Source organism: Bacillus sp. FSL K6-1338, assembly GCF_038006965.1.
GTDB lineage: Bacteria > Bacillota > Bacilli > Bacillales > Bacillaceae_G > Bacillus_A > Bacillus_A thuringiensis_S.
Genome location: NZ_JBBOWI010000001.1, coordinates 4,043,158 through 4,057,387, shown reverse-complemented (window position 1 = coordinate 4,057,387; position 14,230 = coordinate 4,043,158). Strand labels below are relative to the sequence as shown.

The window sequence follows — 14,230 nt, the reverse complement described above, 5'->3', positions numbered from 1 at the left end:
GCGTTTCCTTTTTTATTTCAATTCGAAAAGGATGGGAGAATTATGAAAGCAATTATTTTTGATTTTGATGGATTAATTGTGGACACAGAAACGATATGGTTTCACTCTTTCAGAGATGCTGTTCGTGAATACGGCGAAGAACTACCTTTAGAGGAATTTGCGAAATGCATTGGAACAACAGATGAGGTACTTTATGCATATTTAAATGATCAATTAAAAGAGAAGTTTAACAAAAGTGCATTAAAAGAAAAAGTGGCAACTTTACATAAAGAGAAAATGAAAATACCAAAAGCTCGTGACGGGGTAAAAGAATATTTAGAAGAAGCGAAAGAAATGGGATTAAAAATCGCACTAGCTTCTAGTTCGTCTAGAGAATGGGTTATTCATTTTTTAGAAGAGCTACAGATTCGAGATTATTTTGAAGTTATTAAAACGAGAGAAGATGTTGAGAAGGTAAAACCAGATCCAGCTCTTTATCGAATTGCAATAGAAGAATTAGGAATTAAGCCGTCTGAAGCTGTTGTGTTTGAAGATTCATTAAATGGATTGAGAGCAGCAATTGCAGCGGGATTAACGTGCGTTGTGGTACCTAATGATGTGACACGGAATTTACCATTTGAAAATCATCATCTTCGAATTGAAAGTATGGGAGAGAAAAGTTTAAAAGAAGTGCTTCAAAGTATAAAAAAAGACCGTATTTCCTAAAAGGAAGCACGGTCTTTCTTTTTGCTTTTTTTGCCTTCAATGACAGTTAAATGAGACTGTTTTCTTTTTCGTTTCAAAGTGGAAGAATTCCCTTTTTTACTTTTGTCATTAGAAGTATTTGACTTAAAGAAAGAATTGCCTAGGGGTGCTACATTTTGTTTCCCATGTTTGCGGTTCGATTGTTTTGCCGCACGCTTATATGAGCTTTGCGAATTTGCAGAACCACTGGAATTTGTAAACATCTTGTATAGCAAGTAAAAGATACCGACAACAAGTAACATGTACCCGATATTTCTTAATACACCCATGGGATTTGTAATAACAGATGAAACAAGGCCGAATATTGCCAATCCGATAATAAGCACAAATATAGCGAAAGTAAACGAACGACCGTTCATAAGGGACACCTCCTAAAAACGTATATTAAAATTAGTATATTAACGATGAGGAAAGGAGTTGAACACCATTTTTAAATAATTATTGTTTGTTCTCTAAACGTAATAATTCTTCAAACGATGCAATTGCTACTTCCACTTGATCATCTGTTGGTTCTTTCGTTGTTAATAGTTGTAGCCATAATCCAGGATATCCAAGTACGCGTAATACGGGAATATCTCGTAATCGATTTGTAAATTGCAATACTTCAAAAGAAATACCAAGTACAACTGGAATTAATAAAATTCTGTTTATAACTCGTGCCCAAAGAGGATCTGTAGGGACTAGGAAATAAACGAACATTCCAATAATGACTGTAAATATAATAAAGCTACTGCCGCATCTATAATGGAGACGAGTTTGCTTTTGAACGTTTTCTACAGTCAGAGGAAGGTCATTCTCATAAGCATTGATTACCTTATGCTCTGCACCGTGATACTGAAATACCCGCTTAATAAGTGGGGTTAAAGAAATAAAGTATATATAGCTCAATAATAGCATGAGCTTAATGACACTTTCGACAATGATTTGCCCAGTATGAGATGGGAAAATCGGTCTTGTTAATTCAGCTAATAGTGCAGGAACTGCTGTGAAAATGACTTTACCGAATATGAAAGATAAAACGCCAACAGCTGCAACTCCTAATACCATCGTTAATTTTGATTGTTCTTCTTTTTTATTAGCAATTTGTTCATCATCTTCTGGGTGGACGTCAAATCGTTCAGAAGCGAAGTTTAAATGCTTTGCTCCATTCGCACTTGCATCCACAATAGCGGCAATCCCTCGTAAAAATGGAATTTTTTTTAGGATAGATAATACTTTATTACGAACGCGTGGTAATCGATAAAATTCAATCGATTTATCTTTACGACGAACCGCTGTAACAGTATATTCTCTACCGCCAAACATAACTCCTTCTATGACCGCTTGCCCGCCATATATTTGTTTTGACTCTTCTGCCATGTTAACACCAACCTGTATTTGTTTCTCTCTTATGTAGAAAAAGAGGCAATTGTCATACTGGGTTCTGTCGTTTTGAAATAAGACAATCACCGAGTTTCCTTTATTTTATCGGCAAATACAAGTAGATGACAAGGGAAAATATTATGAGAGTCGGACATTTCTTATTCTTTTTATAGACAAATTTCGCAGGATTTAAACATGCTTCAAAATAGTTTCGGGCATACTATTGAGCGGAGGTGTCGATGTGAGTCAAGAACAATTAGGAACAAGGAATTTTGTGCAGATCGGTTTGTTTGGTGGAATCTTTTGGGGCGGGATATGGTATTTCCTTCATATATTTTCATTCACGGAGGCGGGACCGAATTATTTCCTTTTACCATTTGCGTTTGGAAGTTGGAAAGAGGGGGTATGGGGCAATGTGTCCGGAATAGTGTGTATGGGACTTCTTTCAATTTTGATTGCCTTTTTATATAAAGCATTTTTTGCAAAGTTTGAAGGGATTATTGCGGGAATTATTTATGGGCTATTTTGGTGGGCATTACTGTTTTTGGGGATGGGTTTAATGGCTCCTGTTATTAAAAGTGCGCTCCATTTGCCAAAAGAGACAATTGTAACGACAATATGTATTTTTATATTATATGGTGTGTTTATAGCATATTCTGTTTCTTATGCAGTAAATAGCAATAAAGTAGAACAAGAAGGGCAAGAGAAGACGAACTATTCAAATAAGTAACTCCTATGTTAAAATATTGTATAGATATTAATATTAAGGAGTTTTAAGAATATGAAAAAGTTACTCCTCGTAAACGGTCCTAACCTAAATCGCCTCGGTGTTCGTGAGGTAAATGTATATGGAAAGGGCACGCTAGCGACACTTGAAGCAGATATGAAGCAAGAAGCAGAAACAATGGGAGTGGAGTTAGAATGTTTCCAATCGAATCATGAAGGTGCCATTATCGACATTATTCATGAAGCGGAAGATATATATGAAGGGATCATTTTAAATCCGGGAGCATTTACGCATTATAGCTATGCGATTCGTGATGCCATTGCGAGCATTTCGATTCCTGTTATTGAAGTACATATTTCTAACATTCATCAGCGTGAATCATTCCGTCATGAATCTGTGACGGCAGCTGTTTGTGCAGGTCAAATTGTAGGATTTGGTTTTTATGGCTATAAGTTAGCGTTATTTGCATTAATGGAGAAATTGAGGGGGGCATAGAGTAATGGAGAAAATTGAAGGATTACGAAGTGCATTTGATGAGGCTGGCATTGACGGTATTTTGTTAACAAATGAACATAGTCGTAGATATATGGCTAACTTCACAGGAACAGCAGGCGTTGTTCTTATTTCAAAAGATCGTGCTCAATTTATTACAGATTTCCGTTACGTCGAGCAGGCAAGTAAACAAGCGGTTGGATATGAGGTTGTACAGCACGCAGGATTGATCATTGATGAAGTGGCAAAGCAAGTGAAAGAGCTTGGAATTCAAAAACTTGGTTTTGAGCAAGATACTCTTACATATAGTTCTTATTCAGTGCATAAGGAAGCGATTGATGCTGAATTTATCCCGACTTCTGGACTTGTAGAAAAGTTACGCTTGATAAAGACTGATTCAGAGATTAAGATATTAAAGGAAGCTGCACAGATTGCAGATGCTGCCTTTGAGCATATTCTATCATTCATTCGCCCGGGAGTATCTGAAATTGAAGTGTCAAATGAACTTGAATTTTTCATGAGAAAACAAGGAGCAACATCTTCTTCGTTTGATATTATCGTTGCTTCAGGTCTTCGTTCGGCATTACCGCACGGCGTGGCATCTGAAAAAGTGATAGAAACAGGAGATTTCGTTACATTAGACTTCGGCGCTTATTACAAAGGATATTGCTCTGATATTACTCGTACGATTGCAGTCGGTGAACCATCTGATAAATTAAAAGAAATTTATAATATCGTTTTAGAAGCACAACTACGTGGTGTGAACGGTATTAAAGCTGGTTTAACAGGTCGCGAGGCTGATGCGCTAACGCGTGACTACATAACGGAAAAAGGATATGGTGAATACTTTGGACACACTACTGGTCATGGAATAGGTCTTGAACTCCATGAAGCACCAGGTTTAGCGTTCCGTTCTGATACAGTACTTGAACCAGGTATGGCTGTAACAGTAGAGCCAGGTATTTATATTCCAGGTATTGGCGGCGTACGTATTGAAGATGATATCATTGTGACAAGTGAAGGTAATGAAGTAATTACGAAATCACCAAAAGAACTTATTATTTTGTAATACACAGGAGGATTTTTTTACATGATTTCAGTAAACGATTTTCGTACAGGTTTAACAATTTCAGTGGACAATGCCCTTTGGCAAGTACTTGATTTCCAACACGTAAAGCCAGGTAAAGGTGCTGCATTCGTTCGTTCTAAACTACGTAACATTCGCACAGGTTCTGTTCAAGAGAAAACATTCCGTGCAGGTGAGAAAGTAGAAAAAGCACACATCGAAAACCGTCGTATGCAATACTTATACGCAAGCGGTGAGGCTCACGTATTTATGGATAACGGAACTTATGAGCAAATCGAACTTGGTGAAAAACAAATCGAGCGCGAGCTTAAATTCCTAAAAGAAAACATGGAAGTAGCAATTATGACTTACCAAGGCGAAGTACTTGGTGTTGAACTTCCAAACACAGTTGAATTACAAGTTACAGAAACAGAGCCTGGTATTAAAGGTGATACTGCTTCTAACGTAACAAAACCAGCTACATTAGAAACTGGTCTTGTTGTACAAGTACCAATCTTCATTAACGAAGGCGAAATGCTTATCATCAACACTGGTGAAGGTAAATACGTTTCTCGTGCATAGTAAAAAAGCACTCGTGATAATTCACGAGTGCTTTTTTTATAGGAAATAGGGTAGATAGTAAATAACTGTTATTATAAAACTGACTAAAACAAGTGAAAGAGTACCCATAATAGATGGAGTCAAAACAATTTGAAATGGTTTTATTTCGCCAGTCTCAACGCCAGTTAATGTTTTACTTATTGCGTGATCTGTAATGTTATTTCTATGGTTACTCATAATAATTAACCACATAATTGCAAATATTGCCAAACTACCAAGGAAAAAGGTCTCTATAAATGACCAACCGACCAATAATGAAAAAAGATAAATAAGAGCTAATTCTACTACAACGGTTAAACTAACTTTCAATACCTTCATATTTTGCCTCCTCATTCTGTAATTTCAACCAATTTAAAAAATTTTCACGTGACACGACATGCAGAGAGCAAGGTGACTTTACTTCTTTCTCTAGTGCAGCGTGTTCGTCTGGAAACTTGTTTTCCACATGCAATGAAATATAAGGTAGTTTTTCTTGTGCTTTTAAAGAGCGGATATTATTCGTTTTAGCACCAGCAAATACGTAGGAAAGTTGTAAGTCTAAAAAGGCGATTTTAAAGATTTCTTTTTTAGCAGCCTCGTTATAGCCTTTTCCCCAGTACGGATAGCCGAGCCAACTACCAATGTGAGATTGCTTTTTCTCATTATTAATATGTTTAAGTGTGGTGAGGCCAATTATTTCATTTTCTTCATTCACAATCATTCTCGATAAGGATTTCTTTTGACGCTCTTCTTCTATTGCGAAAAGAAGAAATGTTTTCGTGTCTTCGATGTTTTCTACCGTTATCCCCAATGCATTTTTTATATGTGGATCACTTGATAGCTCGAAAATCACATTTGTATAGCATAAATCTAGTGGTAATAAAGTGACGTGCTGCATGGTTTAAACCCCTTTTAAACTAAATATACCATAATATACCATGAAATAATATGAATATTCAGATTGTAATTCAGACTTTAGAGAAAAATTATGTTTTTACTTCTGAAATAGACAACCTCTGCATATGGTTGTACAAATATATTCTTTTTTAGAATACGAAGTTAGTAACTGTTACGGGAGAAGGTGGAAGAATGAAACAGTGGCTAGCGGCAATGGAAACATCCGTGCTTGTTATGGGGGCACTTCGATTATTTTCAGGTAGTGCGGAGATATTTGCTGCTTTGCTTATGCTTTATGTGAATGATGCGAAGAAAGCGTTGTTTATAAATGGTATGTTGGCGTTTGTTGGACCTACCGTATTAATTTTAACAATGACAATTGGGATAGCGAGTGTAGCAAGTGAAATTTCTTTCTTGAAGCTCTTTTTTCTAGCGCTTGGAATTTGCTGTATTTTTATCGCATTACTGAAATAGTAAGTCGAGTATAGTGGGGAGAAGCCGATGAAAGAGGTATTAGAAGTTTTACCAAAAACGATGAAGTACTTAATTGAAGAATGTGAGCAATACGATGCTTTAGAGGAAATTCGTGTTCGAATTGGAAGACCGCTAGAGTGTATTGCACACGGAAAGGTGTTTTTTTATGACTATATCACTACTGCAGAGGATGCTATTTACTTATTGAATAAGTTAAGTCAATTCTCAATTTATACGATGGAAGAGGAATTAAAACGTGGGTATGTGACGCTTCGCGGGGGGCATAGAATCGGGTTAGCGGGAAAAGTCATTACAGAAAAAAGCGCAGTGAAAATGATTCGTGATGTCTCTTCCTTTAATATTCGTATTGCTCGTCAAAAAATAGGGATTGCTGAACCGTTTTTGCCATATTTGTATGAAAAAAGATGGTTAAACACGATGGTAATTGGCCCTCCGCAAACGGGAAAAACGACGCTTTTAAGAGATGTAGCACGTTGCATGAGTCAAGGGGTAAGTGCTTCGGAAATTCCTTCCTGTAAAGTGGGGATCGTTGATGAACGGTCAGAAATTGCCGGCTGTGTGAAAGGGATCCCGCAATATGATTTTGGTACCCGAGTCGATGTGTTAGACGCATGTCCAAAGGCAGAAGGAATGATGATGATGATTCGTTCTATGAGTCCTGATATTTTGATCGTAGATGAAATTGGTCGTAAAGAAGATAGTGAAGCAATTATGGAGGCAGTGCATGCAGGTGTTCAGCTTTTTATAAGCGCACACGGATTTTCCTATGAGGATGTTGTGAGACGTCCATCGCTCAAGGCAGTGCTAGAGCTTCGTATATTTGATAGGTTTGTGGAGTTGTCAAAAGCGAGGGGTCCAGGAACGGTTATGCAGGTGAAAGATAAATATGGAAAACCAGTGTTATCAAATAGAAAGGCTGAGGGCGTATGGTGAAAATATTTGGTGCAGTGTTAATCGTTGCGGTCAGCACCTTTTTCGGGTTTTCATACGCTAAAAGATACAGTGAAAGGCCGAGGCAACTTAGATTATTAAAATCAGCACTTCAATCATTAGAGGCAGAAATTATGTATGGACACACACCTTTATCTGAGGCTGCCGAGCGATTAGTTAAACAAATGCCGAAGCCATTAAATTGGATCTTTCAAAGTTTCGCTAAAAAACTAGAAAGTGGAGAACAAACAGTAAGGGAAGCTTGGATAGATAGTTTGAAAGAGAATTGGAAGTTGACGGCGTTTCAACAAACCGAGTATGAAATACTGCAGCAATTTGGTGAAACGCTCGGGCAACATGATCGTGAATCACAACAAAAACATATTCGCTTATGTATTACACATTTGGAGAGAGAAGAAGAGGAAGCAAAAGCTTTACAACTGCAATACGAGGAAATGATCAAGAGCTTAGGGGTACTAGCAGGGCTACTTATTGTAATTTTACTGCTATAGGGGGGAGAAAGGCGATGTCCATTGATGTTGGATTAATATTTCAAATCGCCGGAATCGGCATTGTTTTAGCTTTCATTCATACTGTACTAAAAGAATTGAAGCGTGAGGATATTGCAAATTGGGTTATCCTTGTCGGTTTTGTCGTCATTTTATTTCATGTCGCATTTTTAATTAATACGCTATTCGACAAGATTAAAAGTGTCTTTCTCTTCCAGTAAAGGAGGCGGTTCGAATCGAAATTATACAAATTGTCGGATTAGGCCTCGTTGCTACGTTTTTAGCTGCTGTTTTGAACCAGCATAAATCTAGCATTACATCTTTATTTATTGTGTTCGTAGGTAGCGTGATGTTTCTTATTTTAATTGATCAAATTCATGCTATTTTACAAATGATTGAGAGAGTAGCGAGTGAAGCGAAAGTTAGTAACGTCTATGTGGAAACGTTACTAAAGATTATTGGAATTGCTTATATTGCTGAGTTTGGAGCCCAAATTACAAAAGATGCTGGTCAAGGTGCCATCGCTTCGAAAATTGAACTTGCTGGGAAAATCCTCATTCTCGTTATGGCAATTCCTATTTTGACGGTTGTAATTGAAACTATTCTCGGATTTTTACCGACGGGATAAGGGGGAGTGAATGTTGAGGAGGTTTGGAGCTAAGCTGCTATTTGCTTGCTTCCTTTTCTTTTCTTTACCGGTTGTTGTACAAGCTTCTCCTGTAGAAACAAACGTCGTTGATCAACAATTGGATAAGCTCGGAATTGAAGATGTGAAGCAATTTTGGGACGGGCTTGTTACAAAATATGGAGGCTATTTGCCAGAGAGTCAAAAAGGGAGCTTTATGGAGTTTGTAAAGGGAGAAAAAGAATTCTCTCTAAAAGAGTGGATGATAGGGTTATTAAAATATTTATTTCATGAGCTTGCAGCTAATGGAAAACTGCTTGGCACACTTATTATGCTCACAATCTTTAGTGCATTGTTGCAATCACTGCAATCCGCTTTTTCAAAAAGTAGCGTAAGTAAAATTGCTGATGCTGTTGTATATATGGTACTTATTATTTTTGCTTTAAATAGTTTTTATGTCGTTATGACATATGCAAGAGAAACGATACAAACAATGGTAGATTTTATATTAGCATTATTGCCAATTTTGCTGGCGCTTATAGCAACTGGCGGGGGGGGTGTATCTGTATCGTTTTTTCATCCGGTTATCATTTTCTTAATGAATACGAGTGGGCTTCTTATGAATTATATCGTTCTACCACTTTTATTACTGGCAACGATATTAAGTATTGTAAGTACAATGAGTGATCAATATAAAGTGACGAAATTGTCCAAGCTTCTGCAAAATGTTAGCGTTGGGATTATCGGTATTTTTTTAACGATTTTTTTAGGAGTATTATCTGTACAAGGAACAGCAACAGCTGTTGCTGATGGAATAGCTGTGAAAACTGCTAAATTTGTAACAGGAAACTTCATTCCAGTAGTTGGAAGGATGTTTACAGAAGCGGCAGATACTGTTATTAGCGCATCAGGATTATTGAAAAACACAGTCGGAATTATTGGGCTCGTCATTTTATGCTTAATTGTTGCCTTTCCAGCGATTCAAATTTTCTGTATCGCATTTATTTATAAATTCGCAGCAGCAGTATTGCAACCGGTTGGCAGCGGAGCAATTATTCAATGCTTAGACATTATTGGACGAAGCATCATTTACGTATTTGCTTGCTTAGCTATCGTATCATTTATGTTCTTTTTAAGTATTACAATTATTATTGCTGCGGGGAATATTACACTTATGATGCGGTAGGAGGTGAAGAGTATGCAATTTGTTACAGAGTGGATTAGAAATATTATCGTTTTTTTGCTCTTAGCGACAATGCTTCATCTTATTCTTCCAAATTCGAATTTGCAAAAATACGTTAAATTTGTTGTAAGTCTTTTGTTAGTTGTATTAATTTTAACGCCTCTTTTTAAATTATTGCAGACAGATGTAAATGAAGTAATTGCAAATTTTAATGAAGAAAAGTACGTAGCAGAAGGATCTGTAAAAAATTCAATAGATTCGAAGAAAAAAGAAATACAAGCTCTAACACGTGCATATAGTTTAGAAGAGATGGCTACCAAAATGAAAAAAGAAGTAGGAAAAGAGTTTGAGAAAAAGTATGGTATGACTGTCTCTGAAATACAAATAGTCGCAGCAGAAAATACAGAAGAAGTAAAGTCGGCGAAAGATATTCAATCTGTTGTTGTGACGTTGAAAGAAAAAGAACGCAGTAAAAATGATGCAATCGAAACAGTAAAGCCAATTGAAATTAATACGAAAGAGCCTCCAAAAAAAGTGGAAGAAACGAATGTGGAAATGAAAGATTTCTTTTCAAGCAGGTGGCAACTAGAGGGTAAACAAATCCAAGTTCAAATGGAAGGGAGGACAGGTAGAGTAAATGGACAATAAAGATAAAAATTCGAAGTTCTCATTTTTTCGAAACTTATTGAATGGGGATCAAAAAGAAAGCAACGAGAAGGGTAAAAAGGTAACACCTAAGTTTTTACTTGTCCTACTCATACTTGGAATTTTGCTTATGTTTTCTAGTAGTCTATTTTCAAGTAAAAAAGAAGAAGTACCTGTATTTAAAGAACAAAAAACTCAAAACCAAGAAAAAGACTTACCAACTTTCGGACAAAAAAATAATGATAGTATGTCAAATGTAGAAAAATATGAAAAAGCGTATGAACAAGAATTAAAAGCTGCTTTAGAAGAAATAGCAGGAGTAAAAGACGTAACGATTAAAGTGAATTTAGATTCATCTGAAGAAAAAATTTTAGAAAAAAATACAGTGAAACGCTCACAAACAACAGGTGAAACAGATAAAACAGGCGGTAAGAGAGAAGTAGAGGACGAGTCTCTTGATGAAAAGACTGTCATTATACGTGAAGGGGATAAAGAAACTCCTGTTGTTTTACGAACAGAGAAGCCGAAAGTACGTGGTGTTCTTGTCGTAGCAAAGGGAGTGGATAATATACAAGTTAAAGCAATGGTAAAAGAAGCTGTGATAAGGCTGCTAGATGTACCAGCCCATCGCGTTTCAGTTTCACCGAAAAATTGATAGGGAGGAAATAAAGTGTTAAAAAAACAAACAGTTTGGCTATTAACGATGTTAAGTTTAGTTGTTGTACTATCTGTGTATTACGTGACAACTCCTGACAAAATGAATACAGCATCGCCGGCAACAGGTGAAAAGATTGGACAAGAAAAACAAGGTACTGATAAAGCAGTAACAAACGAAGCACCTAAAGAAACCCCGAAAAAAGAAAATACAAGCAAGGAAACAACAAATAAAGAAACAGACAAAAAAGAAAATACTAAAAAAGAAACAAGTAAAAAAGAGGGTAATGTATCAGTTCAATCAAGTGATGAGAATTTCACAGCCTTACGTATGCAAATGGAAGATCAACGTAGTGAAGCGAAAGCAAAATTACAAGAAGTGATGAATTCTTCGAAATCTTCAGCAACAGAAAAGAGTAAAGCGAAAGATAACTTTGATGCAATCACTACAATGGAAACGAAGCAAGAATTACTTGAGACAGTAATTAAATCTCAAGGAGGATATCCAGATGCTCTTGTAAGAGCTGATGGTACAGATATTAGAGTAACGGTTAAAGCGGCAAAACATTCACAGAAAGAAGCAAATAAAATTATTCAACTTGTAAGAAGTGAAGGCGGATCAAAAGATGTAGGTGTGAAATTTGATCCACCAGCGAAATAAGTGAAACTTTAATCCGTAGGGGGTTTCCCTGCGGATTATTACCTTTTACTAAGCAAAGGGTATGCAAATAGTGGAATAGAGTATGTAAGTACGTGTGAATAGAAAAAAGCTATCATTTTCGATAGCTTTTTTCTATTTTGTCTTTGTAGTTATTTTTACTATGTTCAACTCGGAATGGAGAAACACGTTGTGAGTAAAAGATTAATGGTTCATGGTACTGATGATTACTTTTTCCGGATTTGACGTGGATGCAAAGAACACATGCCCAAACGATTACGGCAGGTAAAAAGAGGATGAGCCATATCATATTTCCACACCTCAGCACAATATATTTTCTACACTTTGAACATACTATTCTTATATGAAGGAATGATGAACGGCGTGTAAACAAAAATTAATATTTGGTAAAAATATGTTATTGAATATAGATGTGGTGAAGAGTGGAGAGGGAATGGCGTGTTTGCTATGTAACGTTTTGCAAAAGTAGTCAATGTTTTTTTTTGAAGTGGTCTTGCCAATTTCGTGTGAAACTTGGTATTATTACTAGGTAATAATTTTTTATTGGAATAATATTTTTTACAGGAGTTTCGATTTATTATAAAGAAATATAAATTGGAATGTTTAAAAAATTTATCGTAAGATGGAAATAGTAAATATTTCTATTAGTTAATGAAATATATTTTCTAATAGAATACATCGTATTTTTACAGTCAATCTAGTTTTGTGACGAGAATCTGTAAAAACGGGACAAACAAGAGTATGGGAGTGGATTTTACATGTTTAAAATTCAAGAAGTTCGTGAATTAATTAAATTAATTGATAGCTCTAATATTGATGAATTTGAATACAAAAAAGACGGTACAACAATCAAAATGAAAAAGCGTGGTAATGAAGTTGTTGCTGTGCAAGCACCTGCAGCAAAACAAGCTATGCAACCAGTAGCGCCTGTTGAAGTTGAAACGACAGTAGCAGCAGCGCAAGCAGAAGCACCGAAGCAAGAAGAGAAGAAAACTGTTCAAGATGAAAACCTACATAAGATTACCTCACCAATGGTAGGTACATTCTATTCTTCATCTTCACCTGATACACCTCCATATGTAAGTATTGGGGATAGAGTATCGAAAGATTCTATCGTATGTATTGTCGAGGCTATGAAGTTATTTAACGAAATTGATGCTGATGTAGAGGGCGAAATTGTTGAAATTCTTGTTAATAACGGACAGCTTGTTGAGTATGGACAACCGCTATTTCTTGTAAAAGCGTAATAAGGGAGTCTTTGTGATGATAAAAAAAGTATTAATAGCCAATCGTGGGGAAATTGCTGTACGAATTATTCGTGCTTGTAAAGAAATGGACATTGAAACAGTTGCAATTTATTCAGAAGCAGATAAAGAGTCACTTCACGTACAGATTGCAGATGAGGCGTATTGTGTAGGACCAACGATTTCGAAAGAAAGCTATTTAAATTTGACGAATATTATTAGCGTTGCGAAGTTAACAGGCTGCGATGCTATTCATCCGGGATACGGATTTTTAGCAGAGAATGCAGATTTCGCAGAGTTATGCCGTGAATGTAACTTGATTTTTATCGGTCCAAGTCCAGAAGCTATTTCAAAGATGGGCACAAAAGACGTTGCTCGTGATACAATGAAAGAAGCAGGGGTTCCGATTGTACCAGGTTCACAAGGGATTATTAAAAATACCGAAGAAGCGATCGAGCTTGCTAATCAAATTGGATATCCAGTCATTATTAAAGCGACTGCAGGTGGCGGCGGAAAAGGTATTCGTGTTGCACGCCATGAAGAAGAGCTTATAAAAGGAATTCAAATTACACAGCAAGAAGCTAGTACCGCTTTTGGGAACCCTGGTGTATACTTAGAAAAGTACGTTGAAGATTTCCGCCATGTTGAGATTCAAATAATGGCAGATACACACGGAAATGCCATTCATTTAGGAGAGCGTGATTGTACAATTCAGCGCCGTTTGCAAAAACTATTAGAAGAAAGTCCATCACCTGCACTTGATGAAGATATTCGCAAGCAGATGGGTGAAGCGGCAGTTAAAGCGGCGGTAGCGGTTGATTATACAGGTGCTGGTACGGTTGAGTTTATTTATGAATATAAAACGAAAACCTTTTATTTCATGGAGATGAATACGAGAATTCAGGTTGAGCATCCAGTTACTGAAATGGTAACGGGAATCGACTTAATTAAAGAACAAATTCTTGTTGCTTCAGGAGAAAAGTTATCGTTACAGCAAGAAGAAGTACAATTTAATGGTTGGGCAATTGAATGTCGAATTAATGCGGAAAACCCTGCCAAAAAATTCATGCCATCTCCAGGTAAAGTAGAAATGTACTTACCACCAGGAGGATTTGGTATTCGCGTCGATTCAGCTGTATATCCGGGATATTCAATCCCACCTTTCTATGATTCGATGGTTGCTAAATTAATTGTTCACGGAAAAACACGTGAAGAGGCAATTGCAAAAATGAAGCGCGCACTTAGTGAATTTGTCATTGAAGGCGTACATACAACAATCCCGTTCCATTTGCAATTGCTAGATCATCCTGATTTTGTAAAAGGTGAGTTTAATACGAAATTTTTGGAAGAGCATGAACTTGTGACGCAGTGATACATT

General features: G+C 36.5%; 21 protein-coding genes. 16 read left to right on the top strand and 5 right to left on the bottom strand.

Features of this window, described 5'->3' with window-relative positions:
• Positions 1-42 precede the first annotated feature (42 nt).
• Positions 43-705: an HAD family hydrolase gene (locus NZ044_RS20720; protein ID WP_118961586.1), complete on the top strand. Its 663-nt coding sequence runs from the start codon at positions 43-45 to the stop codon at positions 703-705.
• On the opposite strand, the gene NZ044_RS20715 is transcribed toward NZ044_RS20720, so the two are convergent.
• On the bottom strand, positions 702-1,103 hold the full coding sequence (locus tag NZ044_RS20715) for an SA1362 family protein (RefSeq protein ID WP_001014463.1): 402 nt from the start codon (positions 1,101-1,103) through the stop codon (positions 702-704). The two genes, NZ044_RS20720 and NZ044_RS20715, sit on opposite strands and share 4 nt — an antisense overlap.
• A gap of 79 nt (positions 1,104-1,182) precedes the next feature.
• Positions 1,183-2,103 carry a DUF1385 domain-containing protein gene (locus NZ044_RS20710; protein ID WP_000807119.1) on the bottom strand — a complete coding sequence of 307 codons (921 nt, stop codon included), beginning with the start codon at positions 2,101-2,103 and terminating at the stop codon, positions 1,183-1,185.
• A gap of 244 nt (positions 2,104-2,347) precedes the next feature.
• On the opposite strand from NZ044_RS20710, the gene NZ044_RS20705 reads away from it, so the two are divergent.
• From NZ044_RS20705 to efp, 4 genes are read left to right on the top strand one after another with little or no spacing between them, the layout of a single operon-like run.
• Positions 2,348-2,836 carry a YqhR family membrane protein gene (locus NZ044_RS20705; protein ID WP_000076885.1) on the top strand — a complete coding sequence of 163 codons (489 nt, stop codon included), beginning with the start codon at positions 2,348-2,350 and terminating at the stop codon, positions 2,834-2,836.
• Between the two features lie 51 nt (positions 2,837-2,887).
• The gene (aroQ, locus tag NZ044_RS20700; protein ID WP_000735141.1) at positions 2,888-3,328 is read left to right on the top strand and encodes a type II 3-dehydroquinate dehydratase; all 441 of its coding nucleotides are present in this window, start codon (positions 2,888-2,890) and stop codon (positions 3,326-3,328) included.
• A gap of 4 nt (positions 3,329-3,332) precedes the next feature.
• Positions 3,333-4,394 (top strand): Xaa-Pro dipeptidase, encoded by a 1,062-nt coding sequence (pepQ, locus tag NZ044_RS20695; RefSeq protein ID WP_000411021.1) that lies wholly within the window; start codon positions 3,333-3,335, stop codon positions 4,392-4,394.
• Positions 4,395-4,415: 21 nt separating this feature from the next.
• Positions 4,416-4,973 (top strand): elongation factor P, encoded by a 558-nt coding sequence (efp, locus tag NZ044_RS20690; RefSeq protein ID WP_000626513.1) that lies wholly within the window; start codon positions 4,416-4,418, stop codon positions 4,971-4,973.
• A gap of 36 nt (positions 4,974-5,009) precedes the next feature.
• Here the strand turns inward: efp and NZ044_RS20685 are convergent, their stop codons facing one another.
• Together NZ044_RS20685 and NZ044_RS20680 are read right to left on the bottom strand one after the other, a co-directional pair.
• Positions 5,010-5,330, bottom strand: a complete 321-nt coding sequence (locus NZ044_RS20685) for a hypothetical protein (RefSeq protein ID WP_000866225.1) — start codon at positions 5,328-5,330, stop codon at positions 5,010-5,012.
• Positions 5,311-5,889: a GNAT family N-acetyltransferase gene (locus tag NZ044_RS20680; protein WP_001164990.1), complete on the bottom strand. Its 579-nt coding sequence runs from the start codon at positions 5,887-5,889 to the stop codon at positions 5,311-5,313. Before NZ044_RS20680 ends, NZ044_RS20685 begins: the two co-directional genes overlap by 20 nt.
• A gap of 191 nt (positions 5,890-6,080) precedes the next feature.
• Between NZ044_RS20680 and NZ044_RS20675 the strand changes: the two genes are divergently transcribed.
• Genes NZ044_RS20675 through NZ044_RS20635 form a run of 9 tightly spaced genes read left to right on the top strand, consistent with a single transcriptional unit; the run spans position 6,081 to position 11,590 of the window.
• Complete coding sequence (locus NZ044_RS20675) at positions 6,081-6,362, top strand: YqhV family protein (RefSeq protein ID WP_000816050.1); 282 nt, start codon at positions 6,081-6,083, stop codon at positions 6,360-6,362.
• Positions 6,363-6,389: 27 nt separating this feature from the next.
• On the top strand, positions 6,390-7,316 hold the full coding sequence (spoIIIAA, locus tag NZ044_RS20670; protein WP_118961571.1) for a stage III sporulation protein AA: 927 nt from the start codon (positions 6,390-6,392) through the stop codon (positions 7,314-7,316).
• The gene (gene spoIIIAB / locus NZ044_RS20665) at positions 7,310-7,825 is read left to right on the top strand and encodes a stage III sporulation protein SpoIIIAB (protein ID WP_340949971.1); all 516 of its coding nucleotides are present in this window, start codon (positions 7,310-7,312) and stop codon (positions 7,823-7,825) included. Before spoIIIAA ends, spoIIIAB begins: the two co-directional genes overlap by 7 nt.
• A 14-nt stretch (positions 7,826-7,839) precedes the next feature.
• A complete protein-coding gene (gene spoIIIAC, locus NZ044_RS20660; RefSeq protein WP_000020914.1) occupies positions 7,840-8,043 on the top strand; it encodes a stage III sporulation protein AC in 204 nt (67 codons plus the stop codon).
• Positions 8,044-8,066: 23 nt separating this feature from the next.
• Complete coding sequence (gene spoIIIAD / locus NZ044_RS20655; RefSeq protein WP_079245909.1) at positions 8,067-8,450, top strand: stage III sporulation protein AD; 384 nt, start codon at positions 8,067-8,069, stop codon at positions 8,448-8,450.
• 10 nt (positions 8,451-8,460) lie between these two features.
• The gene (spoIIIAE, locus tag NZ044_RS20650) at positions 8,461-9,633 is read left to right on the top strand and encodes a stage III sporulation protein AE (RefSeq protein WP_098424592.1); all 1,173 of its coding nucleotides are present in this window, start codon (positions 8,461-8,463) and stop codon (positions 9,631-9,633) included.
• 12 nt (positions 9,634-9,645) lie between these two features.
• Positions 9,646-10,278 (top strand): stage III sporulation protein AF, encoded by a 633-nt coding sequence (gene spoIIIAF / locus NZ044_RS20645; protein ID WP_001161037.1) that lies wholly within the window; start codon positions 9,646-9,648, stop codon positions 10,276-10,278.
• A complete protein-coding gene (spoIIIAG, locus tag NZ044_RS20640; protein WP_000368886.1) occupies positions 10,268-10,930 on the top strand; it encodes a stage III sporulation protein AG in 663 nt (220 codons plus the stop codon). Before spoIIIAF ends, spoIIIAG begins: the two co-directional genes overlap by 11 nt.
• Positions 10,931-10,945: 15 nt before the next feature.
• Positions 10,946-11,590, top strand: coding sequence for a SpoIIIAH-like family protein (locus NZ044_RS20635; RefSeq protein WP_000914711.1), 645 nt, complete (start codon positions 10,946-10,948; stop codon positions 11,588-11,590).
• A gap of 112 nt (positions 11,591-11,702) precedes the next feature.
• Here NZ044_RS20635 and NZ044_RS20630 read toward each other — a convergent pair whose 3' ends face one another.
• The gene (locus tag NZ044_RS20630; RefSeq protein WP_003309905.1) at positions 11,703-11,897 is read right to left on the bottom strand and encodes a hypothetical protein; all 195 of its coding nucleotides are present in this window, start codon (positions 11,895-11,897) and stop codon (positions 11,703-11,705) included.
• A 469-nt stretch (positions 11,898-12,366) separates the two neighbouring features.
• On the opposite strand from NZ044_RS20630, the gene accB reads away from it, so the two are divergent.
• Positions 12,367-12,855: an acetyl-CoA carboxylase biotin carboxyl carrier protein gene (gene accB / locus NZ044_RS20625; RefSeq protein WP_000472862.1), complete on the top strand. Its 489-nt coding sequence runs from the start codon at positions 12,367-12,369 to the stop codon at positions 12,853-12,855.
• Between the two features lie 16 nt (positions 12,856-12,871).
• Complete coding sequence (gene accC / locus NZ044_RS20620; protein WP_081143509.1) at positions 12,872-14,224, top strand: acetyl-CoA carboxylase biotin carboxylase subunit; 1,353 nt, start codon at positions 12,872-12,874, stop codon at positions 14,222-14,224.
• Positions 14,225-14,230: the final 6 nt, after the last annotated feature.

Excerpts from the sequence above, each read along its gene's own strand:
- NZ044_RS20715 (WP_001014463.1), bottom strand. The coding sequence starts at position 1,103 with ATGAACGGTCGTTCGTTTACTTTCGCTATATTTGTGCTTATTATCGGA.
- aroQ (WP_000735141.1), top strand. The coding sequence starts at position 2,888 with ATGAAAAAGTTACTCCTCGTAAACGGTCCTAACCTAAATCGCCTCGGT.
- efp (WP_000626513.1), top strand. The coding sequence starts at position 4,416 with ATGATTTCAGTAAACGATTTTCGTACAGGTTTAACAATTTCAGTGGAC.
- spoIIIAE (WP_098424592.1), top strand. The coding sequence starts at position 8,461 with ATGTTGAGGAGGTTTGGAGCTAAGCTGCTATTTGCTTGCTTCCTTTTC.
- spoIIIAB (WP_340949971.1), top strand. The coding sequence starts at position 7,310 with ATGGTGAAAATATTTGGTGCAGTGTTAATCGTTGCGGTCAGCACCTTT.
- NZ044_RS20630 (WP_003309905.1), bottom strand. The coding sequence starts at position 11,897 with ATGATATGGCTCATCCTCTTTTTACCTGCCGTAATCGTTTGGGCATGT.
- spoIIIAC (WP_000020914.1), top strand. The coding sequence starts at position 7,840 with ATGTCCATTGATGTTGGATTAATATTTCAAATCGCCGGAATCGGCATT.
- NZ044_RS20710 (WP_000807119.1), bottom strand. The coding sequence starts at position 2,103 with ATGGCAGAAGAGTCAAAACAAATATATGGCGGGCAAGCGGTCATAGAA.
- accB (WP_000472862.1), top strand. The coding sequence starts at position 12,367 with ATGTTTAAAATTCAAGAAGTTCGTGAATTAATTAAATTAATTGATAGC.
- pepQ (WP_000411021.1), top strand. The coding sequence starts at position 3,333 with ATGGAGAAAATTGAAGGATTACGAAGTGCATTTGATGAGGCTGGCATT.
- NZ044_RS20680 (WP_001164990.1), bottom strand. The coding sequence starts at position 5,889 with ATGCAGCACGTCACTTTATTACCACTAGATTTATGCTATACAAATGTG.
- NZ044_RS20675 (WP_000816050.1), top strand. The coding sequence starts at position 6,081 with ATGAAACAGTGGCTAGCGGCAATGGAAACATCCGTGCTTGTTATGGGG.
- NZ044_RS20720 (WP_118961586.1), top strand. The coding sequence starts at position 43 with ATGAAAGCAATTATTTTTGATTTTGATGGATTAATTGTGGACACAGAA.
- spoIIIAA (WP_118961571.1), top strand. The coding sequence starts at position 6,390 with ATGAAAGAGGTATTAGAAGTTTTACCAAAAACGATGAAGTACTTAATT.
- spoIIIAG (WP_000368886.1), top strand. The coding sequence starts at position 10,268 with ATGGACAATAAAGATAAAAATTCGAAGTTCTCATTTTTTCGAAACTTA.
- NZ044_RS20685 (WP_000866225.1), bottom strand. The coding sequence starts at position 5,330 with ATGAAGGTATTGAAAGTTAGTTTAACCGTTGTAGTAGAATTAGCTCTT.
- accC (WP_081143509.1), top strand. The coding sequence starts at position 12,872 with ATGATAAAAAAAGTATTAATAGCCAATCGTGGGGAAATTGCTGTACGA.
- spoIIIAF (WP_001161037.1), top strand. The coding sequence starts at position 9,646 with ATGCAATTTGTTACAGAGTGGATTAGAAATATTATCGTTTTTTTGCTC.